This is a genomic window from Erythrobacter sp. JB1-7, assembly GCF_057365015.1.
The window spans coordinates 1176941-1201557 of the sequence record NZ_CP200291.1; the positions used below are offsets into that span (position 1 = coordinate 1176941).

17 protein-coding genes, 1 tRNA gene and 2 rRNA genes are annotated in these 24617 nt (G+C 55.2%); 14 read left to right on the forward strand and 6 right to left on the reverse strand.

The annotated features are described in order from the left end of the window. The first annotated feature begins 47 nt into the window (after nt 1–47). The 9 genes from AC0V6W_RS05685 (at nt 48) to AC0V6W_RS05725 (ending at nt 12438) form a co-directional block, all read left to right on the forward strand. Entirely contained in the window at nt 48–1607 is a 1560-nt protein-coding gene (locus AC0V6W_RS05685; RefSeq protein ID WP_486148030.1) for a class I adenylate-forming enzyme family protein, read from the forward strand. Nucleotides 1608–1626: 19 nt separating this feature from the next. Next, nucleotides 1627–3417 (forward strand): carboxylesterase/lipase family protein, encoded by a 1791-nt coding sequence (locus AC0V6W_RS05690; protein ID WP_486148032.1) that lies wholly within the window; start codon nt 1627–1629, stop codon nt 3415–3417. 198 nt (nt 3418–3615) lie between these two features. Further along, nucleotides 3616–5979, forward strand: a complete 2364-nt coding sequence (locus tag AC0V6W_RS05695) for a TonB-dependent receptor (protein WP_486148034.1) — start codon at nt 3616–3618, stop codon at nt 5977–5979. 179 nt (nt 5980–6158) lie between these two features. Then, a complete protein-coding gene (locus AC0V6W_RS05700) occupies nt 6159–7742 on the forward strand; it encodes a class I adenylate-forming enzyme family protein (RefSeq protein ID WP_486148036.1) in 1584 nt (527 codons plus the stop codon). 31 nt (nt 7743–7773) lie between these two features. Further along, nucleotides 7774–8541 (forward strand): crotonase/enoyl-CoA hydratase family protein, encoded by a 768-nt coding sequence (locus AC0V6W_RS05705; protein WP_486148038.1) that lies wholly within the window; start codon nt 7774–7776, stop codon nt 8539–8541. Then, nucleotides 8538–9827: a spinster family MFS transporter gene (locus AC0V6W_RS05710; RefSeq protein ID WP_486148040.1), complete on the forward strand. Its 1290-nt coding sequence runs from the start codon at nt 8538–8540 to the stop codon at nt 9825–9827. The genes AC0V6W_RS05705 and AC0V6W_RS05710 overlap by 4 nt, the downstream gene beginning before the upstream one ends. 96 nt (nt 9828–9923) lie before the next feature. Continuing rightward, nucleotides 9924–10337, forward strand: a complete 414-nt coding sequence (locus AC0V6W_RS05715) for a Zn-ribbon domain-containing OB-fold protein (RefSeq protein WP_486148042.1) — start codon at nt 9924–9926, stop codon at nt 10335–10337. Between the two features lie 2 nt (nt 10338–10339). Then, a complete protein-coding gene (locus AC0V6W_RS05720) occupies nt 10340–11482 on the forward strand; it encodes a thiolase family protein (protein WP_486148044.1) in 1143 nt (380 codons plus the stop codon). Nucleotides 11483–11514: 32 nt separating this feature from the next. Next, on the forward strand, nt 11515–12438 hold the full coding sequence (locus AC0V6W_RS05725; protein ID WP_486148046.1) for an SDR family NAD(P)-dependent oxidoreductase: 924 nt from the start codon (nt 11515–11517) through the stop codon (nt 12436–12438). A 29-nt stretch (nt 12439–12467) separates the two neighbouring features. On the opposite strand, the gene AC0V6W_RS05730 is transcribed toward AC0V6W_RS05725, so the two are convergent. Then, on the reverse strand, nt 12468–13010 hold the full coding sequence (locus tag AC0V6W_RS05730; RefSeq protein WP_486148048.1) for a TetR/AcrR family transcriptional regulator: 543 nt from the start codon (nt 13008–13010) through the stop codon (nt 12468–12470). Nucleotides 13011–13405: 395 nt separating this feature from the next. On the opposite strand from AC0V6W_RS05730, the gene AC0V6W_RS05735 reads away from it, so the two are divergent. Genes AC0V6W_RS05735 through AC0V6W_RS05755 form a run of 5 tightly spaced genes read left to right on the forward strand, consistent with a single transcriptional unit; the run spans nt 13406 to nt 19309 of the window. Beyond that, complete coding sequence (locus tag AC0V6W_RS05735; protein WP_486148050.1) at nt 13406–14560, forward strand: alpha/beta hydrolase; 1155 nt, start codon at nt 13406–13408, stop codon at nt 14558–14560. Between the two features lie 33 nt (nt 14561–14593). Continuing rightward, nucleotides 14594–15328: a VOC family protein gene (locus AC0V6W_RS05740; protein ID WP_486148052.1), complete on the forward strand. Its 735-nt coding sequence runs from the start codon at nt 14594–14596 to the stop codon at nt 15326–15328. Between the two features lie 19 nt (nt 15329–15347). After that, the gene (locus AC0V6W_RS05745; protein ID WP_486148054.1) at nt 15348–15908 is read left to right on the forward strand and encodes a cytochrome b; all 561 of its coding nucleotides are present in this window, start codon (nt 15348–15350) and stop codon (nt 15906–15908) included. Nucleotides 15909–15935: 27 nt separating this feature from the next. Next, nucleotides 15936–17771, forward strand: coding sequence for an arylsulfatase (locus AC0V6W_RS05750; protein ID WP_486148056.1), 1836 nt, complete (start codon nt 15936–15938; stop codon nt 17769–17771). Between the two features lie 2 nt (nt 17772–17773). Next, nucleotides 17774–19309 carry an FAD-dependent monooxygenase gene (locus AC0V6W_RS05755; RefSeq protein ID WP_486148058.1) on the forward strand — a complete coding sequence of 512 codons (1536 nt, stop codon included), beginning with the start codon at nt 17774–17776 and terminating at the stop codon, nt 19307–19309. A 4-nt stretch (nt 19310–19313) separates the two neighbouring features. Here the strand turns inward: AC0V6W_RS05755 and AC0V6W_RS05760 are convergent, their stop codons facing one another. From AC0V6W_RS05760 to AC0V6W_RS05780, 5 genes are all read right to left on the reverse strand, one after another. Further along, nucleotides 19314–19964: an FMN-dependent NADH-azoreductase gene (locus tag AC0V6W_RS05760; RefSeq protein ID WP_486148060.1), complete on the reverse strand. Its 651-nt coding sequence runs from the start codon at nt 19962–19964 to the stop codon at nt 19314–19316. Between the two features lie 49 nt (nt 19965–20013). Next, nucleotides 20014–20844: an SDR family NAD(P)-dependent oxidoreductase gene (locus AC0V6W_RS05765; protein WP_486148062.1), complete on the reverse strand. Its 831-nt coding sequence runs from the start codon at nt 20842–20844 to the stop codon at nt 20014–20016. A 387-nt stretch (nt 20845–21231) separates the two neighbouring features. Next, nucleotides 21232–21308: transfer RNA gene (locus tag AC0V6W_RS05770), tRNA-Met, on the reverse strand. 169 nt (nt 21309–21477) lie between these two features. Continuing rightward, nucleotides 21478–21592 (reverse strand): 5S ribosomal RNA (gene rrf, locus AC0V6W_RS05775). A 145-nt stretch (nt 21593–21737) separates the two neighbouring features. Next, a 23S ribosomal RNA gene (locus AC0V6W_RS05780) occupies nt 21738–24528 on the reverse strand. Nucleotides 24529–24617: the final 89 nt, after the last annotated feature.

Genomic DNA, 24617 nt, shown 5'->3' on the forward strand with positions numbered 1-24617 from the left:
GCGACGCGGAATTGCACAGAGGTCGGCGACGCATTTGGGAGGGAACAATGCACCTTGGGATGCACTTTGACCGCGCGATTGCGGCCTTTGGAGACAGGGAAGCGATTATCGATGGAGCTGATCGGATAAGCTACGATCAGCTTGGCGAGAGCGCGACCCGGTTGGCCAACGCAATGTTGGCGGCTGGCTTAAAACAGGGAGACCGCGCGGCAATCCTGATGCCTAATTGCCATCAGGCGATTGCTGTCGATGGTGCGATAATGAAGAGCGGGATTGTGAAAGTGCCGCTCAATGCGCGTGTTTCGGCAGGCGAGCTTAAGGGCATGCTTGAGGACAGCGGAGCGTCGATCCTGTTCACCCACGCTGGTTTGGCTGAGCTTGCCAAGGCTAGCCTTGACGGTGTCGCCGGCGTCCGCAAAGTTGTGGTTGTTGGCGAGGTTGATCCCGGCCTCGGCTGGACCGATTTCAACACCTTCAAAAACACGGGAAGCACTGAACCGACCACCGCAGAGCTGGACGAGGACAGTCTTTACAAGCTTGCTTACACCTCCGGGACCTCCGGTGTCCTCAAAGCGGCAATGCTAACGCATGGCAATTGGATTTGTCTCACGCGGGCCTATCTCATCGCGCAGGGCCTCGATGCATTAGGGCCGAGGCTTTCCGCCTATGTCGCGCCGATCACACATGCTGCTGGCGGGCAGATATTGGCCAATATGTTGTCTGGTAGAAGCAACCTATTGCTCACCAAGTTTGAGCCCGCTGACTTCTTGCGGGTTGTCGAGGAATACAAGGTCACCGACGTGCTGCTGGTCCCGACGATGATCAACATGCTCCTCGAATGCCCCGATATTGCAACCCGCGATCTCTCCTCGCTTGCCAAGATCGTCTACGGGACTGCGCCAATGGCGCCTGAGCGCATCAAGCAAGCGCTTGCCGCATTCGGGCCAGTATTGTCGCAAGGCTATGGGCAAACAGAGTCCACCGCCGTCATTTCGAGCCTCGGACTGGAGGATCATCTCGCGGTCAATGATCCTTCCCTCGTCCATCGTCTTGCATCGGCTGGGAAGCCATCTTTCGACGTCGATATTCGCATAGTCGGCGAAGACGGCAATGATGTTCCTCCTGGTGAAATTGGCGAAATCATCGTGCGCGGCGACATGGTGATGAAAGGCTATTGGAACGCACCCGAGCTGACCGCCGATACGATCAAAGATGGCTGGCTCTACACTCGCGATATGGGCCGGATTGACGAGGACGGCTATCTGTATCTGGTCGACCGCAAATCCGACATGATCATTTCCGGCGGCTTCAACGTCTATCCAGCCGAAGTCGAGAACGCACTGATGGAACACCCAGCCGTTTTCGAAGCCGCTGTTGTCGGTGTTCCAGACGATAAATGGGGTGAGGCGGTCAAGGCGGTTGTCGTAAAAAAAGCTGACGTGGGCGAAGAAGAATTGGTCGCGCATTGCTCTCAGCGCCTCGCGCGTTTCAAGGCACCGCGCAGTGTTGATTTCGTCGATGCCCTCCCCAAAAGCGCGGTTGGCAAGACCCTGAGACGGGTCGTGAAAGAACGGTATTGGCAAGGCCAAGAGCGCCGCGTGCACTAAGCAGTTAGGGATCAACACAATGGCATTGGAACGCTCTTATTTTCGCATGGTCAATTGGGGCCTCTTATCTGCAATCTGTTTCTGGCTCTTTGGTGCCGCAGCCTTGGCACAAAGCCAGCCTAACGTGGAAACCAAATCCGGGGTGGTGTTGGGGCAGTCCAATGACGGGATAGAGTCCTTTCTGGGCATTCCCTTCGCGCCCTCAACCGCAGGGGAAAGACGGTTCATGCCGCCCGGTGCGCCGCCTGTCTGGAGCGAGCCATTGAAAGCCACCAGTTTCGGACCAGCATGCCCTAGCGTTGATCCCACGCGCGGCAATGTCAGGATTGAAAATTCGAGCGAAGAATGTCTCTCTTTAAACATCTGGAGGCCAGAGGGCGACGCGAGTGATCTTCCCGTAATGGTTTGGATACACGGCGGCGGGTATCAATTCGGCTCGGCGAGAACCGAAGTCATCAACGGCGAGCGGCTGGCGAGGCGCGGCAATCTGATTGTGGTGACAATTCAATACCGGCTTGGGATCTTGGGGTGGATGGATCTCACCCATCTGGGCGGGGACGCCTATCGCACCAGCGGTAACAATGGCGTGCTCGATCAAGTGGCTGCGCTGCGCTGGATTAACAACAATATCGCGGGCTTTGGCGGGAACCCTCAAAACGTGACAATCTTTGGCGAATCCGCAGGGGCCGTGTCGGTGGGGACGCTGCTCAATACCAAGCTCGCGCGCGGCCTGTTCGCAAGAGGGATCATCCAATCGGGCCATCCGTTTATTCTGACGACCAAGCAAGAATCCGCCTTCGTAACGCGCAGCATCATGGAAGAAGGCGGGATTAAAACAATCGCGGACCTGAAGGCATTGAGTGCTGAAGAGATCTTGGATCTTCAGACGTCGTATCTTTCAGGGGTTGGGCAAAAGTACACTTTGGGCTCGTTCCTCCCAAGTCTGGACGGAGAAATCTTGACCGAATTCTATAGGGAGAATTTGGCAGACCCTGATTTTGAGCCCTTGCCCGTGATTATCGGCTCCAACCGCGATGAGTTCCGCAATTGGGCGCATTTGAACGGCATAGCGAGACTGCCCTTCGACTTCTATCAGCCATGGCTCGATGCGCTAACGGATGGGCGTAGCGCCGCCGTTTATGATGCGTACAAATCCGAGCGTCCAAGCTTAACCGACGGCGAGTTTGGCATGGCGGTGATGGGAGATGCTCTATTCAGAATGCCAAGCATTCGTCTTGCAGAGAAGATGGGCGCAAAAGGGCATTCGGTGTGGATGTACTTGTTCGAGTTTGAAACGAATGTGCCCGGCAGCAAGGTGGGCAGCCCGCATGCAATGGATATACCGATCGTCTTCGGGAATCTGGAAGCGCCGCAAACCAGACAGCACCACATTCTGGTAACTGACGAGAACAGGCAGAGCCTACAACAATTCTCCGACCGGGTTCAGGATGCGTGGATAGCCTTTGCACACACCGGCGACCCAAGCACTGCGACCCTGGGTGACTGGCCAGCCTATGACGAGCAGACGCGTGCAACCATGGTGTTGAACTTGGAAAGCCGGGTTGAGAGCGATCCGGTAAGCGCTGAACGGACGATCTGGGATGGTGTGGCCTTTGATGGAGTGAGCCCAAGCGCACATCACTCTCAGCCCACGTCGCACCCCGACACAAAAGTAACGCTGGGTACCATTTTGGCAGTGATGGGGCCTATGCAGATAGCCATGTGGAGCGCTGGAATTGTGGCAGCTCTTCTGCTTGGAGCATGGGGATTAAGGAAGCTGGTGCAAAAGCGGAAGGTGGCTGGAAACTGAGGCCGCAAGAGCACAACCTTTCCGAAACGATCCGCACAATGCTCCTTGGGCTTCGTGCCTAAATACCCGATTTCACGAACAAACTATCCGGCGATCAAATATCTATTGCCTGGCCAACAAATATGTTTAGGCTCGCAATGGTCAGGCCCTCAATGAACATCAACAGATGTCTTGCGCCGGCTTTTGGGAGAGAAGTTTATGCGTGGAATTATCCTTTCGTCCGTGGCGCTTGCCGCCCTGGCTGTGCCGATGGCGGCACATGCACAAGACAATGATGAAGAACCCGCCGTCAGCGTTGATGAAAATGTAATTGTGGTCACAGCGCAGCGCCGCGCGCAGGATCTGCAAGACGTGCCGCTCTCGGTGACTGCATTTAGCGGGGAGACGCTGGAAGAGGCAAGGATCAATGACGTTATTGACCTGCAGACGTCGACACCCGGCTTTCAGGCATCGACAGCCAACCGGCCTGCAACCTCAAGCTCATTTTTCCTACGCGGCTTTGGTACCGCTGGAAGCGATCCCGGCATTGAAGCGGCCGTTGGTTTGATTATCGATGATGTTTATCGGGCGCGGTCCGGCAACGGTCTAGGCGACTTGGTCGATATCGCGGGTCTCGAAGTGCTGCGCGGTCCGCAAGGCACATTGTTTGGCAAAAACACAACCGCCGGCGTAATCAAGGTAACAACCCGGCGTCCCAACCTCAGTGATTTCGAAGGCTTTGGTGAGCTGACGGGCGGCAATCATGACCTTGTCCGTTTCCGAGGCGCGGCCAACTTGCCAATTGCTCAAGACAAAGCCGCATTGCGCTTCAGCTTCGGTTATCAAAGCCGCGACGGCTTCATCGACGATCCGCTGCGCGATACATCCTACAATGATCGCAATCGGTTCACCTTTTCTGGCAAGCTCCTTTGGGAGATTGCTCCGGGATTTGAAGCCTACATCATCGGCGATTATTCAGAAATCGATGAATCGTGCTGCCAGTCTGTACGCTTTAGCAATCCCGATAATCCATTGCCTGGTATCCTCGCCGGGCTCGCCGCGGCAAGAGGCGCGAGCTATCCAAACCCGCCAACTCCGACCGAGTTTACCACGTCGGTCAATCGTCCGGTCGTCAACACGAACCGGGATCGCGGTATCCAACTCCAGCTTAATATCGACTTGGGCGGCGCTGAACTTTCATCGGTAACCGCGTATCGTGATTTTGATGATTTTACTGTCAACGATGTGGACTTCTCCGGTGCGGATTTGCTCGGGCAACAAATCGACTTTGGGATCCGAACATTCACTCAGGAAATTCGCTTGCAAGGCGATGCGTTTGATGGCCGTCTCGACTGGCTCATCGGCGGGTTTTATTCGGATGAGCGAATTGAAACTGCAGGCAACATCTCGCTTGGGGGAGACCTGAACACCTGGGGGCAAATCCTTGGACTTCCGGCGATTTATCCAGCGCAAGAAGCTGCCTACGGTAATGTCGCAAGTCAGGATGCCACCAGTTTCTCGATCTTCACGCACAATATCTTCGAAATCGCGGATGGGCTGAACCTTACCGCAGGCCTGCGTTGGACGAACGAAGAGAAAGATGCGGTTCAAAATCCCTTCTTCGATAACTTTGCGTCCAATCTGCCGTTCACAGGTTTTGCACCAATCGGATTTTCGTCATTCGCTTACACTGAATCTCGCAGCGAGAGTGACTTTTCCGGTACTGCATCGCTTAGCTACCAGTTCACGCCGGATGTTATGGCTTACGCAAGCTATTCGCGCGGATTCAAAGCCGGTGGTATCGCGCTTGGCAGAGACTCCGCTGGACGGCAGTTTTCTGTCAATCCAGCATGCTCGGCCAACAATACGGTTGCACTAGCGGTTCCAGGACTAACAGTGTTTCAGTGTGATCCACTCGACCCAGAATTCGAGGATGAGACTGTTGATTCATACGAAATCGGTCTTCGTTCGGAATTCTGGGATCGCCGTATCAGGTTCAACCTGACCGCGTTTCGCGCCGACATCTCGGATCTCCAGCAAAACACCTTTACCGGCACGGGTTTCTTCGTCTCGAATGCAGGTAACGCCCGAAGCCAAGGGCTTGAGTTAGAGACGGCGGTAAGAGTTTCTCCAAACTTTAGCTTCGGAGGTAACATCAGTTATCTCGACACTGAGTTTGGCCCCAATGTACCTAGCGTTGCGGGCGGGGAACCCCCGCTGGCTGGGCAGGATTTGGGGGCAGCTCCAGAATGGAGTGGGGCCGTTTTCGCAAGGCTTGAAGTGCCGCTGTCTGATACCGTGGAATTCTATGCTCGGCCTGAGTATTACTTCCAGTCCTCGACCTTTACCAGCACACGCGTCGCTAGCGATGGCAGTGAGCTCAAGGCCGACGGATATGGCTTGCTGAATGTTTCCGCCGGCGTGAGCCTTAGCGAACAGTTCGAAGTTTCAGCGTTCTGCCGCAACTGCACGGACGAGGTCTATAACAGCTTGATATTCTCGTCAGTGTTTCAGCCGGGTAGCAAGGACGGTTTCCTTGGTAACCCAGCCGAATATGGCGTTTCGCTCAGGTTCGAATGGTAAGAAATGCCCACGCAGCTTTTCGAAAATCGCAGCACTTTTGACTAGCTCCTCACTGTGGCCCGGTTCCCGCTTTCCGGAACCGGGCCATTTCCTTGATAAGAGCTGCAGACAAAATTTGGCGAGCGCGCACCCAAATTACTCAGACCGCTAGCCACAATATTTGACTTAGGAGAGTCGCCATGAGCGATGTAAAAACAGCCAATGCTAGTGAGGGAACAGTGGGAGCGCCCACACCGCGCACGGTGGAATATTGGGCTTCCGAGAAACCGGGCGCATTGGCGCTGGTAGAGGGCGAGAAATCGCTAACTTACGGCGATTGGAATGCGCAAGCTGACAAGGTCGCCGGCGGTTTTGCCCGGCTCGGCGTTGAAGCGGGCGACGTTATCGTCACGCGCCTCCAGATACGGACGGAATGGGCCATCATTGCCTCGGCTGCAGCAAAGCTTGGCTGTTCGATCCTTGGTCTCAACTGGCGCCTGACGCCAAGTGAAGTGAATTACGTTCTCACCAATAGTGATGCGGGGGTGCTTGTTTGCGACGATACTGATCCGTCGGCATTGCTGCCCGCATTCGAGGGTGCAGCGCTCAAGCTCAAGGTCTCACTCGACGTTCCAGCCGATGAGTTTGTGTCCTACCAAGACCTGCTGGCTGATGATGCCCCTGCGCGCTTTTCAAAAGGAGAGGCACCTCTCATCATTTACACATCGGGCACAACAGGCCTGCCCAAGGGCGTGAATATGAGCCCGCGTGAAGGCGCGGATATGCAAAAGATCATGGAGTATTTCCAATCGCTTGCCGCTGCGCGTCCGCAAATTCCTGGTGATGTGGTCTTGATTTCTATGCCGATGCATCATGGCGCTGGTCCAGGGCTGGTGCGCGCAACCCTGAGCAATGGCAACACTGGGATTTTGCAAGGGCGCTTCGATCCCGAAGGCACTCTCCAATTGATGCAGCAACACAAGGTCACGTTCTGGACCGGCGTGCCGACTATGTACAAGCGGATCAATGGCCTGCCGGAAGAAACGCTGAACAAATACGATGTGTCTTCGCTCCGCTCGCTTGGTGTTGGTGCGGCCCCTGTTCCAGCATCGCTTAAGGAGTGGATCCGTTCGTTCTTCGGTGAGGTTTTGCACGAAAGCTATGGCGCGACCGAAGTAGGCATGATCAGCAATTTGGCTCCCGAGGAGCAAAAGCTCAAACCCGGATCATCAGGAAAGCCGCATAAGCACGTGCTGATCGAAATCCGCGACGAAGATGGCAATGTGCTTCCCGCAGGAGAAGCTGGCGAAATTTGGATCAATACGCCTGTCACCATCCGCAACTATGTAAACGCCGACTTGCTAAGCAGTGATACGCTGGATGATCGCGGCTATTTCCGTATCGGGGATGTGGCGATGCTGGATGAGGACGGCTACATCTACATCACCGACCGGGTCAAAGACATGATCATATCGGGCGGCGTGAACATTTATCCAGCCGAGATCGAGGCCGCCTTGATCCAGCATTCTGATATTCAAGACGTTGCCGTAATCGGTGTGCCAGACGAAGAATTTGGCGAGAAGGTGATGGCCTTTGTCGAGCTCAAGCCAGGCAAAAGCTTGGGCGAGGATGAAGTGCGAGACTTCGCAGAAGAGCATCTTGCGTCATACAAGAGACCGCGCGTTATCGAGTTTCGTGATGAATTGCCGCGCAACACGATGGGCAAGCTTTTGAAGAAAGATTTACGAGCCCCCTTCTGGGAAGGCCGTGAGCGCGCAGTATGACGCTCGTTAACGCATTTAGAGAGGCCTCCAGATGACGTATATTACAACCCAAACGCATGACCATATTCTCACCATAACGCTCGACCGTCAGGAATCGCGCAACGCTTTTAACCGGGCCATGGCCGAGGAGATGGAGCAGATCATCGACGATTACGAAGCCGATACCGAGCTTCGCTGCGCAATCATTTGCGCCAAGGGTCCGACCTTCTCTGCCGGGCAAGACTTGAAAGCGGCCTTGAAAGGCGAGATGGCCGCAACTCCAAATCGCGGTGGTTTTGGCATTATGAGCAAACCACCCGAAAAGCCGCTCATCGCAGCGGTTGATGGGCAAGCTTTGGCTGGCGGAATGGAGCTGACCTTGTGCTGCGACATCATTGTCGCATCGGAAGATTCCGTTTTTGGCCTTGCCGAGGCAAAGCGAGGGCTGGTGGCAATTGGTGGAGGGTGTTTCCGACTGCCTCACCGGATCCCGCATAACATCGCGATGGAAATGGTGATCACCGCTGAGCCCAGATCAGCGCAAGACATGCATCACTTTGGCTACGTCAACAGCGTCGTGAAATCAGATGGCGTGATGGACGAAGCCATGCGCTATGCCAAATTGGTTGCGCGCAATGGGCCGATTGCGGTCAAGGCTTCGAAGGCGCTGGCTTACCGTTCTGCGACCGATCAGTGGACCGACAAGCAGGCTTGGGAAGAACAGGGGCCCATAATCGAACCGATGATGAATTCAGCGGACCGCATCGAAGGTATGAAGGCATTCGCTGAGAAACGGGACCCTGTTTGGACAGGCAAGTGAGCGCCTCTGCACAGACGGCATCGGAAACACCCGCCGCGACGAGGCCATGGCTGACCGTGGCGATGCTTTGCGCTGTCTATGCCTGCAGCCAGCTCGACCGGCAGATCATGGGCATTTTGCTCGAGCCGATCAAACAGGATTTGGGCGCAACAGATACGCAGATGGGTTTTCTCGTCGGACTGGCCTTTGCCGTATTCTACACCTTCCTCGCCATCCCGATCGCTGTGGTTGCCGACAAGGGGTATCGCCGCAACATCATTGCCGCCTCCGTCATTGTCTGGAGCGCAATGACCGCGGTGTGCGGGATCGTGAACACCTATGCCCAGATGGCTTTCGCGCGAATGGGGGTGGCCGTCGGAGAAGCTGGATCGACCCCTGCCTCAATCTCGATTATCTCATCTTTGTTCGATGAAAAACGCCGTGCAACCGCGATGAGCGTCTTTGCCATGGGCGCAAGCCTTGGTGTGCTCCTTGCCTTCCTTGGGGGCGGCTATCTGCTTGATACCGTTGGCTGGCGGCAGACATTTATCATCGTCGCCATACCCGGCATCCTTCTTGGGGCGTTGGTGCTGTTTGTGGTGCGCGAACCGCCAGTGCCGCCGCAATCTTCACCTGATGACAAAGCCTCGGTTGGGCCAACTGTCCGGCACATGTTCAAACACAAGGCGATACGCCACATCTTGATCGGCAAGTCTCTGGGGGGTTTTGTCGGCTACGGAATGATCGTCTGGACGCCGGCATTTCTGGTTCGCACCCATGGTTTGAGCGGCACCGAGATCGGGCTGACCCTTGCGCTTTTTGCGGGAATTGGCGGAGCTATCGGTACGCTTATGTCAGGCCGCATAACCGACTATCTCGGGCAATTTGACGAGCGTTGGCGTGCCTGGGCGATGGCTATTGCCATGGTTATCGTGGTTCCATTCTCGATTTTTTGGTTCACGATTGATAGCTACTGGTTGGCGCTTTGCTTTTACGCAGTGCCTGCCTTGCTCGGCGGCTTCTACCTCGCGCCTTCCACCGCTCTTATTCAAAATCTGGTTCAACCCCGCATGCGCGCAGTGGCGTCCGCGATCTCCATGTTTCTGCTCAACATCATCGGCATGGGGCTGGGTCCGCAAGGCGTCGGGATTTTGAGCGATCTTCTGAAGCCCGCATATGGCTCGGACTCGCTGCGCTACACCTTGTGCATATTCTTGGCGGTGAACATCTGGGCCGCTGTGCATTTTTGGATTGCCGGAAATCATCTCAGCGCGCCCAGTGACAAAACGGAGCCAGCAGCAGCGTAGTGAAACCTGCAAGAACATATTTGCTAATGAACAAATAAATGACTTGAAGGCAGCTTGAGCCAATGCGAAGAGATGCCGCGTAACAAGGAGACAATCATGGATAGCGCTACGACCGCGTTGTTTTCCGCAGAGGGCACTGATGCTGCCGCAAATGTTCCATCGCTCTCGGGCGGGAAATGCAACGCTTGCGGCGCTGTGTTTTTCCCTATGCAGACCTATGGCTGTCAGGTGTGCGGATCAAAGGATCTTGCGCCTCAAAAGCTGACGGGTCGGGGCACGCTGATTTGCAGCGCTCCGGTATTCATGTCGATGAACCCTGCCCTGCCTGCGCCCTTTACTGTCGGCTCGATTGAGCTGGAAGATGGTCCCAAAGTGCGCACCATGCTGGCGGTTGAGCCTGGGACGCAGCTCACCCCGGGCGATGCGATGGAGGCGACACTCGTGCCGCAACCGCGCGAAGGCAAAGGAGAACATGATCTGCGATTTGCTCCAGCTGAGAAAGGGAACTGACCATGGCTAAACTGATCTCTGATCTTGCGCCGGTTTATGTCGTTGGCGTGGGTTTTCACCGCTACCAGCATGCCTCTGCTACCCCTTATGTTGAGCTTGGGCTAGAAGCCGTCCGGGGCGCGCTTTCTGATGCAGGAATTGAGTGGGAAGGCGTCGAGAGCTCTTATGTCGCCCACGCACTTTTAGGGATGGCTGTTGGACGCCCGATGCTTAGCCACCTTGGCGCATTGGGCAAACCGATTGTGCATGTCGAAAATGCGTCGGCCTCTGGTTCGACCGCGTTTCGTCACGCATGCATCGAAGTTGCAAGTGGCATCAGCGACGTCGCCCTTGCCGTTGGCGTAGACAAACCGCCCAAGAAAGGCGTGTTCCGCTCAAAGACGGGCATCGACAATCTGGCGGATGACGCGATTGCTCCGTTTACGCATTTTGCTCTGCTGAGCGATGAATACAGCCATCGCTATGGCATCGCTTCAGAAGACATCGCCCGGATCGCGGTTAAAAACCACGCCAATGGGGCGAAGAACCCCAATGCCCAACGGCAGAAGGTTCGCAGTTTGGATGATGTGGTCGGGGCCCCTCCCATTTCCGGCACGCTGACCGCCTTGCAATGCTGCCCTATTGGCGAAGGCGCAGCCGCTGTGATCGTCGCTTCGGAAGAAGGGATCAAACGCCTCGGAATAGATCCGACTCGGGCTATTCGCGTGGCATCATCGGCAGCGGGCAGTGAGAAGGCCAATCAAGGGCTCAACCCGGACACCGCGCTCAGCAATGAAACCATGATGCGCGCGATTGCAGAGGCTCAGATCACGCCACAGGATCTGGATGTGATCGAGCTTCATGATGCATTCGCCACAGAAGAACTGCTTTATGCCGAGGCAACGGGCATCTGCAATCCGGGTGAATTCATCCCGATGTTGAAGGACGGTCATTGGGACATTGGCGGCCAATGCGCGATCAGCCCCTCAGGCGGACTTATCGCAATGGGCCATCCGGTCGGTCCAACCGGTGTGGGACAGATTGGTGAGCTGACCATGCAACTACGCGGCGAAGCGGGCCAGCGTCAGCAGCCGGATGCAAAACATGGCCTTGCGCACATGGTTGGCGTCGGGGCGGTCTGTTACGTCCACGTCCTGTCGAACTAAACTGTCAGCGACCAGATTAAGGGAAATTTCTCGTGCTTATTGAACCACGCCTTCAAAGCGATCTTCTCAAAGACAAAGTGGCTATCGTCACGGGCGGTAGCCGCGGCATAGGCGGCGCAACATCTGAGATGCTTGCCGCCAATGGAGCCCATGTCGTGATTGCAGATGTCGATGCGAAAGCGGCCCAGAACGCAGTCGATGACATCAACGGTGCTTTTGGATCAGACAGCGCCAGCGCATTTGTCGGCGACCTGCTTGCGGAAGGCGCCTGTGACGAGCTTGTCCATGGGACAGCAAAGGAAAGAGGCCGTCTCGATATTGTCGTCAACAACGCTGGCTATGCGTGGGATGGCGGTATCCATTCCATGACCGACGAGCAATTTCAGGCGATGCTTGATATCCATCTTATCGTCCCGTTCCGTATTTCGCGCGCGTGTGCCCCGATATTCAAGGCAGCGGCTGAGAAAGAGGACGCGGGCGGAGCAGCCGATTACCGCAAGATGATCATGGTTTCCTCCATGGCCGGGCAATGGGGCCTGATGGGCGCAGGCAATTACGCCTCTGCGAAGGCCGGGATGCTGGGATTGATGCGCACGCTTGCTCAAGAATGGGGCCGCTACCGCGTCAATTCCAACGCGGTTGCTTTCGGAGTGATCCAAACCCGTTTTGGTCAACCGCAATCCGAAGACGAAGTCATCGAAGTGGACGGCCGGAAAATCCATGTCGGCATGACGGCAAAGCAAGCTGCGCGCATGGGGGTGAAAGTCGATCCAGACCACAAGCCCACACAAGAAGAAATCTACGCGACCAAGCCAAATCCGATGATCACGCTCGGTCGTTCCGGCTCCATCCGCGAGGCGGCGGAATCGATCTTCTGGCTCGCCTCACCGCTCTCGGATTATGTGACAGGACAGGTCCTAACGGTCAGCGGCGGCGCGCGCGGCGGAATGAGCTGATCACAGGTCGTCGTTTTCAGATGGTTGGCTTACGGAGCCAATCTGGCGCACATAGTGGCAATGAACTCTTCCCCCGCCGCATTCTGATCGAATGACTTATCAAGCGCCGCAAATGCCATCTGCCCGCGCAGGAATGAATAGATCACAGGGGCATGCGCGGCAGGATCAATATCTTTGCGGATGTTGCCCAACTCGATCCCCGTCCTGATCTCTGCTTCGATACCTTTCTTACCCTCGGAATTGAGCTTGGCGATGGTCTTACTCAATCCGGGGCTGACAAGAGCCTGCGCGATCAAAATCTGAAGGGTTCGAATTTCGACCCCATGGCCCGCAACATAGCTGCGCACCAGCGCAATCAATGTCGGCAGCCCGCGCTCGGTCGAAGAAATATCTACGGCGCTTTGTCTATAGGCCCCAACCACATGCTCTGCCACCTTAGCGAGAAGATCTTCTTTGCTGCCGAAGTAGTGGGCCGGAAGACCTCTGCTGTAGCCAGCACTTTCGGCGACGTCAGCGAGTGTAAAGCCGTCATAGCCTAGTTTACCAACAAGCTTCACGGCCTGATCGAGCATTTGGGTTTCTGCTTTTTCGCGTCGCTCAGCTTGTGTCCGGCGCTTTACCTCAGCCATGAATCGGTCTCATATTGTTTGTGATCTCGCCAACTAATTAGGCCAGAAGTCTGGCGTTCGAATAGGGACTTCTGAAGGCAGGAGTCAACGCAGTCCATTTCGAGAGATTGGAGTGAGAGCACTGAGCTATCGAACATACTGCGGCTTGAGGGCGCGAGCCGCGTTCCTCACGTAACGCACTAGCGGGGATGCCTTCGACACTAGCAGACCAGTTGCATTATCAATTTATTGATCGGCTGACAAACAAGTGTTACTCTTCGACCGTTCTGTAGTCGAACTGGCAAAGACCTACTTTCGGCACGCGGTTCCACAATCGAATGCAGCAAGGGAGTGCCGCAATGTCAGCTCATCAGATCACCCGAACACCATTTCCGCTAATCTCGATGGAGCAGGAAAAATTCAAGGCCACCTATGGCGGTTCCGAGGGTATCGTCGTGGTGTTCTGCACGCTGATCCGTTCAGAGGTGATATCTGACACTTGCTTGATAACGATGCACCCCATTGGCGGCACCGGGTGGCTGCCGATCATGAACGAATTTGTGCAGCAGGGCGTGCACGTGCTGGCATGCGACGGGCGTTATCGCGGCGCGGATTATGCGCTCAATATGGAAAAATGCGCGGTCGATCTTGGCTCTGCGGTCAAGCATGCCAAGGAAGTTCTGGGTTACAAGAAAGTGGTTCTACTGGGATGGAGCGGCGGTGGATCGCTCTCGGCGTATTATCAATCTCAGGCTGAAAACCCTACCGTCACCTCGAGCCCGTGTGGCGGCGGCGTTGACCTGACCGAAGCCGGCCTCGTTCCCGCCGATGGGGTGATCCAGATGGCCGCGCACGTCTCGCGTCATCACACGCTCACGCAATGGATGGACGCATCGATCATAGATGAAGCCGATCCCGACAAGCGCGATCCGTCGCTTGATCTTTATGGCGAGGAAGTGAAGCCGCCTTACTCGGCCGAGTTTCTCGAACGCTACCGCGCTGCGCAGATCGCCCGCAATCGCAAAATCACCGCTTGGGTAAAATACAAGCTCCAGGAATTGGCTGATAAGGGCCGCGAGAATGAGGAATTTGCTTTCACCACCCATGGCACGATGGCCGATCCAAGGTGGCTTGACCCGGCGGTCGATCCCAATGATCGAAAGCCCGGCTGGTGCTATTTGGGCGATCCCAAAATCGTCAACAACGGCCCCGTTGGCCTCGCGCGCTTCAGCACCCTGCGCAGCTGGCTATCGCAATGGAGCTATGATGATGCGCACGCTCATGGCCCGGCAAGCCTTGCCCATGTGACAAAGCCCGTTCTGGTGGTCGGCAACACGGCCGACGATGCCTGCACTCCCAGCCACACCCAAGCGATCTTTGACGGAGTGGGCCACGACAATAAGGAACTGCACCAGATCAAGGGTGCAACCCATTACTACGCCATGCAACCAGACAAAGCGAAAGAGGCCGCGAGCCTCGTGATGAACTGGTTGGAACGCCAGGATCTCCGCTGAACGCATGCAAGAAATATCTATGGAGACGCGCAAATGAGCAAGAACATCAAGGCCAATGGTCTCAACCATCTGGCGATTTCGACCAACAATATGAAAGAGCAGATCGAGTTCTACACCGATGTGCTGGGCTTTAGGCTTGTGGCGCTTTACTGGATGCACGGGGTTGAGGGATGCTGGCACGGCTTCCTTGAAATGAATGATAGCAGCCAGGTTGCCTTCGTTTTCAACCCTGCAAACAAGGACGCGAAGGTTGAATATGGCGTGACCAATCCGGGCCACACAGGCGGTCCTTCTGCGCCAGGCACGATGCAGCACCTCGCATTCAACGTCGACACCCTTGATGACCTCCTGAACATGCGCGACCGCATTCGTTCGCGTGGGTACAATGTGATGGGTCCGATGGACCACGGCATGTGTCACAGCATCTATTTTCAAGGACCTGAGGATACATGCCTTGAGGTCGCGACATTCGGCAATGCTGACTATCCGATTGGGCCGAAGGACTGGATTGATCCTGAAGTGCAAAAACTCGCCGGGATCAGCGACGAGGAATTGGCCAAGTTTACAAACCCTATTGAATTTGAAGGCCAAGGCGGAACAATCCCGAATCCAGGTTACAATCCCGACAGCTATAATCCGGACCGCCCCGCACAGCTCCTCCAAGGACTGTTCGCGATGCCTGATGAGCAATTCGCGATGATGCCAATGGAAAAGCGGCCCCCTTCCATGATGAGCGAGGAAGACCGCGCCGCGAAGCACGCGGGCTAGTGGCGTTTCACAAATCGGGATGGGTATCGTGAATACAGCAAGACTTAAGCATTACACCGGCACAGCCAAATTCCTGCACTGGGCGATTGCCCTTCTGATCATCACGATGCTGGTTTTTGGACAGGGTTTTGAGGACATCAACAACCCGGATGATATGGCTTTCTCTCTGAGAGGGCACTCGACGCTTGGCTTTACCGTCATAACCTTGCTGGTATTGCGCATATTGTGGCGCCTCGGAAACCCGCCGCCAGCACTGCCAGAGACGGTCGCGCCTACGCAGGCGGTGCTGTCGAAGCTCTCGCACCTGTTGCTCTATGCTCTGATGATCTATGTGCCGGCGACAGGCATCTACACCGCGGCTGCGCATAAATATGCCGTGCTGCCCTATGGCGCGTTCGACGTGCGGGAAGTGTTTGGCTTTCTGGGTGCCAGTGATTTTGACGGGCGGCGCTTCCTGCATGAGATCGGCACTTGGCTGCTGATCACTCTCTTAGCCGTCCACATCCTTGCCGCCTTTCTGCATCAATTTGTTCAAAAAGACGGGGTGCTGCGCCGCATGTGGTTCGGCGGAGGCAAGTAGGGCTGATTTCCTTGGGAGGGGAATGGAATGTTAAAAAATTGGATCCGCCTGCTGCTAGCTACCTTAGCCCTGATGGGGCTTTCCACCACGGCGCAAGCGCAAGAAAAACCCAATTTCCTGATCGTGGTGGCCGATGACCTGGGCTGGTCTGATCCCGGTTTCCTAGGCAGCCGGATCAGAACACCGACGCTAGATAACCTAGCGCAGCGCGGGATATTCATGTCGCATTTTTATGTCGCGCCAACCTGCTCTCCGACCCGCGCGATGCTGATGACAGGGGTGAGCAATCACGCGGCAGGCGTTGGCACTATGCACAATCTCCAAGCCGAAAATCAGATGGGGCATCTCGCTTATGGCGCCCAACTGCATGACGGTGTCGTTACCGTCGCAGAGATGCTCCGTACCCATGGCTACAGCACCATGATGAGCGGCAAATGGCATTTAGCCATTGATGAGGAACAACGGCCCCATCGCCGCGGATTTGCACGCAGTTTTGGCCTTGTCGAAGGCGGGGCAAGCCATTTCGCCGATGCGATGATGATCACGCCAATGGAAAACGTGACCTATCTCGAAAATGGTGAGCCAACCCAGCTGAAGAGCGATTGGTATTCGACCATTGGCTACACAGATAAGATCATCGAATATATCGATGATGCGGGCGATCAGCCGTTCTTTGCCTATCTCACCTACACCGCGCCGCACGATCCATTGCAAGTGCCCGACGAATGGCTGGATCGCTATGCAGGCGTGTTTGACGATGGCCCCGAGGCATCGCGCGAAGAACGGCGTCAGCGCCTGATTGAACTGGGGCACATTGGTGCCGATGCCGAAATGGCAGAGGCGCTCAACTTTCCTGCATGGCTCGATTCCCACCAAGCACCTTGGGCTGAAAGAAGCGATGAGGAGCGCCGCACCCATGCCAAACGCATGGAAATCTACGCCTCCATGGTCGAATTGCTCGATTCCGAACTGGGCCGGGTCATTTCGCGTCTCGAAGAGAACGGTCAGCTATCCAATACCTACATCATGTTCATGTCGGACAATGGCGCAGCGGTCACCACGCCGCTCGCGTACCGGGGCAACACGCGGGAATGGCTGCATGAGAATTTCGATCTCAGCCCCAAAGACATGGGGCAGATGGGGTCCTTCACGTCCATGGGACGCGATTGGGCGCATGCGAGCAACACACCGTTCAGCCGGTTCAAAGGCACCGTTGCGGAAGGCGGAGTGCGCTCTCCGTTGATTGTTGCCGGACCGGGAATGGAAAGCGGCGTAACGCGTACGATGCCTGCGCATGTCACCGATCTGGTGCCCACAGTTTATGAGCTGGCCGGTATCAATTCCGCTGACGACCCGCTGTATGAAGGCAAACTTCAACCGCAAGGAACATCAATTCTGCCGATTTTCGAAGGGGCGAGCTTCGATGAAACGCGCGTCTTTTTTAACGAGCTGTTTGGCAACCGCATGGCGCGAAAAGGGCGTTGGAAAGCGGTATGGCAGAGCCCACCCTCTGGAAGCGGTGAATGGGAATTGTACGATATCGTAGCTGATCCCAGCGCCATGAAGAACCTTGCCGAGGCGCATCCAGAAGTAGTCTCTGAACTGGTTGCGGCCTATGATGAGTTTGCTGAGGAAAACGGCGTTATTCCGCCGCATCCGCGCCGCAGCCTGCGATCCAATATCTGGTACGAAGGTGAGTGCAATTGGTGGTGCGAAGCGAAGTTCAGTTTTGTTAACACGCTGGCCAATCCCACTGGTCGCATGATCCTGCTCATAGGCATTCTTGGTGTCGTTGGCCTTATCCTTTTTCTCGCGTTCCGGTGGCTGCGGCGGCGCCGCAAGGTGGCGCGCCACGGAGCCTAAGAATGCCTGCCAAGCAATATGATGTCTTGATCGTCGGATGCGGTCCGGTCGGTGCAACTCTTGCAAATCTGCTGCGCGAGAGCGGACATTCGGTAGCGATCTTCGACCGGGACAAGGACGTGTTTCATTCCCCCCGCGCAATGATGTTCGATCCTGAAAGCTGCCGCATCTACCAACGCATGGGCATCATGGAGCGGATGTTTCCCGACGATGCCAAGCCGTTCCAGACCTTTCGCATGGTCAATCACAAACGCAAGAAGCTGGTGGAAATGGACTACAGCAAAGTCCCGCCAAGCTTTGGCCACTCAGGCGTTGGAACCATGTTCCACCAACCCACTTTGGAACGCTTGCTTCGCGAAGATTTCGAGCTGGGTGTGAGAGTGGATAGTTTGCTTGGCTATGAAGTTCTCAGCGTTGCATCGGGCTCTGGCCATGCGTCCCTGACAGCAAGGAACACGGAAACAGGCGAAGAAACCGAATTCACTGGCAAATACATCGTGGGGTCAGACGGCGGGGCGAGCCTGTGCCGCCGATCCATCGGCGCAAAGCGGATCGACTTTGACTATCGCCGCAAATGGATCGTCATTGACGTTGTTGTTCACGATCGGGCCTATTGGGAGGGGCTGGAAGACTTCTCAGAATTCATGTGCCGTCCAAACGGGGCAACGGTGTTCGTCAAAGGTTGCCGCGGTCATCTCCGTTTCGATTTTGAAATCGACGAGGAACTGGCCGATCAATTCACCCATGACGATGCGCGTGAGCACATCTCCAATTACATCGACACCTCCTCCATCGAGATACAGCGATGCGCGCCTTACAATTTCTATGCCGGAATGCCGGATATTTGGCGCAAAGGCAGGATATTGCTGGCTGGCGATGCAGCACACCAAACCTCACCCTTTGCCGGGCAAGGGCTCAATATGGGCCTTCGGGACGCCGCTCACCTCAGTTTCCTGTTCGATCTGATATTGGACGGCAAAGCCGATGACCGCATTCTCGACACCTATCACGAGGAACGCTGGCCGCATTGCGAGAAGGTCATCAACAGAGCCTCGCGGACGGGATTACAGCTGAGCACTACCAGCAAATGGGAGCAGGTGAAGCGCAACTTTGGTTTCTGGCTCATAAGGATGTTCCCAAAGCTTGCCGGAGTCGCCAACTCGGATGATCGCTACCCTGCCTATAGAGGCGGCCTAATAGGAACAGGACACCGCCTATGCGGGAGGCGATTGTGCCAACCCGAAGTTGTCGATGCTTCGGGTCAGCGCACACTGCTCGATGAGGTAATCGGGGACGGGTTTGTGCTCTTGCTGTCCCAACCGGCTGCGGGCGAGGCTATCTCTTGGTTCAAAGAAGAGTTTGGCGGATTTGTTGTCGTGATTGGCCAAGACTTTCAGGACGCAGATGGGAAGCTAGCCGAATTCACCGAAGGCAGCGCCGTTCTCGCTCGGCCCGACCGCTATATTTTTGGCGCAAACGAAAATGCGGACGAGTTGTGCGCGGCATTTCGCGCCCATCTCGCCCGTTTCCAAAACTAAACGATCAAAATTCCTTCGCAGCCTCTCTCGCTGCTTCCTTCGCTTTGGCCAACGCTTCATCGAGAGCTGGTCCCGGCATACCTGTTGGTTGAACCCGGATCAGGTTGATGTCGGTAAAGCCGAGGAAACGGAAAATATGATAGATATATGTGCTGGCAAAATCGGTCTTGGGCGCGTCCGATGCCAGCGGAAAACGGTCCTCATACGGGCTGCCGCTCGCCATGATGACTTGCAAAGGCCGGTCTGTGATTTGGCCGACATATTCAAACTTATTGTTGACCATCACCGTCACGCCAACTTGGGTCACAAGGTCGATCCAATGCTTAAGGCGGTAAGGAATTGAGAAGTTCCACATCGCTGTCGACAACACCACTTTGTCCGCCGATTTCAACCGCTCAATCTCTTGCATGACACCAGCCCATTCGCCTTGCGCCTCGATCCCTGAGCCTGTTGTCATCAGCTTCATGAGGTTTTCCATCTTCTGGTTCGCGCCTTGCATTCCAAGCGGGGCGAGCTCGCTTTCAAACAGCGGAAGATGTTCTATCTCGTCGCTAGAATTGGCCGCCTTGTAGCATTCCAGAAATTCATTCGCGACTTGGCTGGAGTAAGAGCTCTCCTTGCGCGGGCTGGCTTCGATGAAAAGTACTTTCGCCATGGGAACTGTCCTTCGTTTCTTAGAGTTGGCTTGGGTTGGCAATGCGCTGTTAAAGCGATTGCCCGTCATCCACTGTGAACGTTCCGCCTGTGACGTAACGAGACGCATCTGAGCAGAGGTACAGCGTCAGATCATCGAGTGCGTCAAAATCCATCAGGCGTCTCCGGTTCCAACCAGCAATCTGCCGCTCACCGCCCTCAGTGTCGAACCAATCACCCATTATCTCGGTCCGAATATAGCCGGGCTGGATGGTATTGACGTTGATCCCTTGGCGCACCCATTCGCGGGCAAATAGCCGGCCAAGATGCGCCACGCCCGCTTTGCTTGCGCCATAGGCCGCATCGCCCGGTGCATTCATTTGCGCGGTGATCGATCCGATCAGCACAATGCGCCCTTGGCTCGTATCGGAAGAATTCGCAGCAATCATCCGCTTTGCACCCTCGCGGGCAAGCAAGTAGACGCCAAGAAAATTGGTATCGAGAACCGTTCGAAGCCCATCAATGGGCACATCGGTTGACCGGCCATTCGCCGCCGTTCCCGCATTTGCGATGACCGTGTCCACTGTACCAAACGCCGCCTCGGCGGCGTCATAAGCCGCCACAACGGAGTCTTCATCAGTCACGTCGAGAGCGACTGCCAGGGACCTTCCTCCAGACTCCGCGATTTCACCTGAAAGCGCTTCGGTTCTGTCAGCCCTGCGCGCACCGAGAATGACGTTTGCGCCCGCTTTGGCAAGGATGCGAGCGAGATGCGCGCCGATGCCGGATGAAGCCCCGCTCAACATCAGGGTCCGATTTGTGAGGTTTGAGATCATCGGTTTTTTCCCACTGGTTTGACAAGGAATATTGGCCATCGACACGAGCCTAGAAGCCAGTTCCATTGATCTGCAGCTTAGCTTTACATTGTTGTTCAACCAACTAATTTCTTAGTGTACCAAGCTGCGCCCAGTGAGAGAGACCTGAACCGATCGCAGTTCTACAATGGTGCCGGAAGTTTGAGCTCGAATGCTACGGACAAGACTACAGCGGGGTAGAGCTCCAATCGAACGGGGCAAACCAGCTTTTCCGAGTTCGGGCGCCTTAAAAAGTGCAGGTCTGTGTCGCTAAAAGCCGCTACAATTCAGGCTAAAAGCCAATAGCAGTATGGCTTCGAGCAGCGATGCCCGATACCTCACCGCCTCTTGCTTCCTATATGCTTCCAGTTCAAACGACAAATGGCCCCGCTGGTAACAGCGGGGCCTTTTTGCATTGGGTTTTCAATGTGATGCTGGTTGCGGGAGTAGGATTTGAACCTACGACCTTCAGGTTATGAGCCTGACGAGCTACCGGACTGCTCCATCCCGCGCTACCTAGCTGCGCATCTGGCCGATATCCGGACCAGAGACGCCAAAAGGGCCAACCTAAATAGGCCAGCCCCTTTTGACTGCCTTGGCAGACGCTCAAGACAGGCTTTGACATATGAATGGGTTTTAAATCCCGCGCGCGTTTTGAAACGCTATCCAACAGGCTTCAATGCCTGGCGACGACCTACTCTTCCATGCCTTAAGACATAGTACCATCGGCGCTATCTGGTTTCACGGCCGAGTTCGAGATGGGATCGGGTGGGTCACAGACGCTATGGCCACCAAGCAATGGGGCCTGTCGGATATGCGGGTTAAATCGATGTGTGTGTTTGAACAACAAGTGTTGGTGTTCTTGGGCGTATCTGGCTTGGGTGATTCTCTCACCAATGCCAGCCTACCATCAGGCAGGACTGTCATTGACAGTGCGAACTCTCAAGCGCGAACAGAACTATTAGGACCAGTTAGCTACACGCATTACTGCGCTTCCACACCTGGCCTATCAACGTAGTGGTCTACTACGGTTCGATGATACCTTATCTCAAGGGAGGCTTCCCGCTTAGATGCTTTCAGCGGTTATCCCGTCCATACATAGCTACCCAGCGGCACGCCTGGCGGCATGACTGGTACACCAGAGGTATGTTCACCCCGGTCCTCTCGTACTAGGGGCAACTCCTTTCAAGTATCGACGCCCACGGCAGATAGGGACCAAACTGTCTCGCGACGTTCTGAACCCAGCTCACGTACCACTTTAATTGGCGAACAGCCAAACCCTTGGGACCTGCTCCAGCCCCAGGATGTGATGAGCCGACATCGAGGTGCCAAACGATTCCGTCGATATGAGCTCTTGGGAATCATCAGCCTGTTATCCCCGGCGTACCTTTTATCCGTTGAGCGATGGCCCTTCCACGAGGGACCACCGGATCACTATGACCGACTTTCGTCTCTGCTCGACCTGTCGGTCTCGCAGTCAGGCATGCTTATGCCATTGCACTCTCGCAGCCGGTTTCCAACCGGCCTGAGCATACCATCGCGCGCCTCCGTTACTCTTTAGGAGGCGACCGCCCCAGTCAAACTACCCGCCATAGAGGGTCCCACTACCGGATAACGGTAGTTGGTTAGACATCAGAAACAAACAGGGTGGTATTTCACAGGTTGGCTCCACAAGGACTGGCGCCCAAGTTTCAAAGCCTCCCACCTATTCTACACAATTTCTTCCTAATGCCACTCTAAAGCTGCAGTAAAGGTGCACGGGGTCTTTCCGTCTAACCGCGGGTACTCCGCATCTTCACGGAGAATTCAATTTCGCTGAGCATATCCTGGAGACAGTGGGGAAGTCGTTACGCCATTCGTGCAGGTCGGAACTTACCCGACAAGGAATTTCGCTACCTTAGGACCGTTATAGTTACGGCCGCCGTTTACTTGGGCTTCAATTCGGAGCTTGCACTCCTCCTCTTAACCTTCAAGCACCGGGCAGGCGTCAGACCCTATACGTCGTCTTGAAGCCGACTTAGCAGAGTCCTGTGTTTTTGATAAACAGTCGCTACCCCCTGGCCTGTGCCCCCTGTAAAGAGTTGCCTCAATACAGGGCCTCCTTCTTCCGAAGGTACGGAGGCAATTTGCCGAGTTCCTTCAGGATACTTCTCTCAAGCGCCTTGGTATACTCTACCTGACCACCTGTGTCGGTTTCGGGTACGGTTTATACGGAGAGGCTATTTCCAGGAACAACTTGGCAGCATGACCAATCCAATAAGGCCACACTACTTCCGCCATCCGTCACACATCTCCAAGCCCACGAATATTTACGTGGTTCCCATCGACTACCCCCTTCGGGCTCGTCTTAGGGGCCGGCTAACCCTGCTCCGATTAGCGTTGAGCAGGAACCCTTGGTCTTTCGGCGAGAGGGCATCTCACCCTCTTTATCGCTACTCATGTCAGCATTCGCACTTCCGATATCTCCACCGTCGGTTACCCTTCGGCTTCATCAACTTACGGAACGCTCCGCTACCGCTCATAGTAAACTATGAACCCTAAGCTTCGGTGCATTACTTTAGCCCCGTTACATCTTCGCCGCAGGAACCCTTATTTAGACCAGTGAGCTGTTACGCTTTCTTTAAAGGATGGCTGCTTCTAAGCCAACCTCCTGGTTGTTTTGGGATTCCCACATGCTTTCCCACTTAGTAATGACTTGGGGACCTTAGCTGTAGGTTAGGGCTGTTTCCCTTTTGACGACGGACCTTAGCACCCGCCGTCTGTCTGCCAGACAAGACTCGATGGTATTCGGAGTTTGGTTAGGTTTGGTACCGCTCGCGCAGCCCTAGCCCATCCAGTGCTCTACCCCCATCGGCATACATCTGACGCTCTACCTCAATAGATTTCGCGGAGAACCAGCTATTTCCCGGCTTGATTGGCCTTTCACCCCTAAACACAAGTCATCCGAGCATTTTTCAACATGCAACGGTTCGGTCCTCCAGTGCGTGTTACCGCACCTTCAACCTGCTCATGCCTAGATCGCCGGGGTTCGGGTCTAATCCAACATACTCAGTCGCCCTATTCAGACTCGCTTTCGCTTCGCCTACACCTAACGGCTTAAGCTTGCATGCTAGATTAAGTCACTGACCCATTATGCAAGAGGTACGCTGTCACCCCCTATGGGGCTCCAACTGCTTGTAAGCATCCGGTTTCAGGTACTGTTTCACTCCCCTCATCGGGGTGCTTTTCACCTTTCCCTCACGGTACTGTGTTCGCTATCGGTCATGTACGAGTATTTAGGCTTGGAGGGTGGTCCCCCCATGTTCAGACAGAATTTCACGTGTTCCGCCCTACTCAAGTCCTTTTCTAGTCTTTTCGCATACGGGACTGTCACCCACTATGGTCTCACTTTCCAGAGAGTTCTGCTAATAATAGAAAAGGCACTGGCCTGGTCCCGGTTCGCTCGCCACTACTACGGGAATCTCGGTTGATGTCTTTTCCTCCAGGTACTGAGATGTTTCAGTTCCCCGGGTTTGCTTCACCAAAGCTATATATTCACTAAGGTGATACCTTATCCACCTCTCTCAATCTCTCCGAAGAGAAAATGAAAGAAATGGTGAAGGTGGGTTTCCCCATTCGGAAATCGCCGGATCAAAGATTGCTCACATCTCCCCGACGCTTATCGCAGCGTGCCACGTCCTTCTTCGCCTGTACATGCCAAGGCATCCACCAAATGCTCTTACCTCACGCTTGAGAATCCACACCATCAACGACAGACCTGCATAAAGATCTGAAGTCTTGCGATGATGTAGAGAATTATCTCAGCCAGATAATCAATTTGA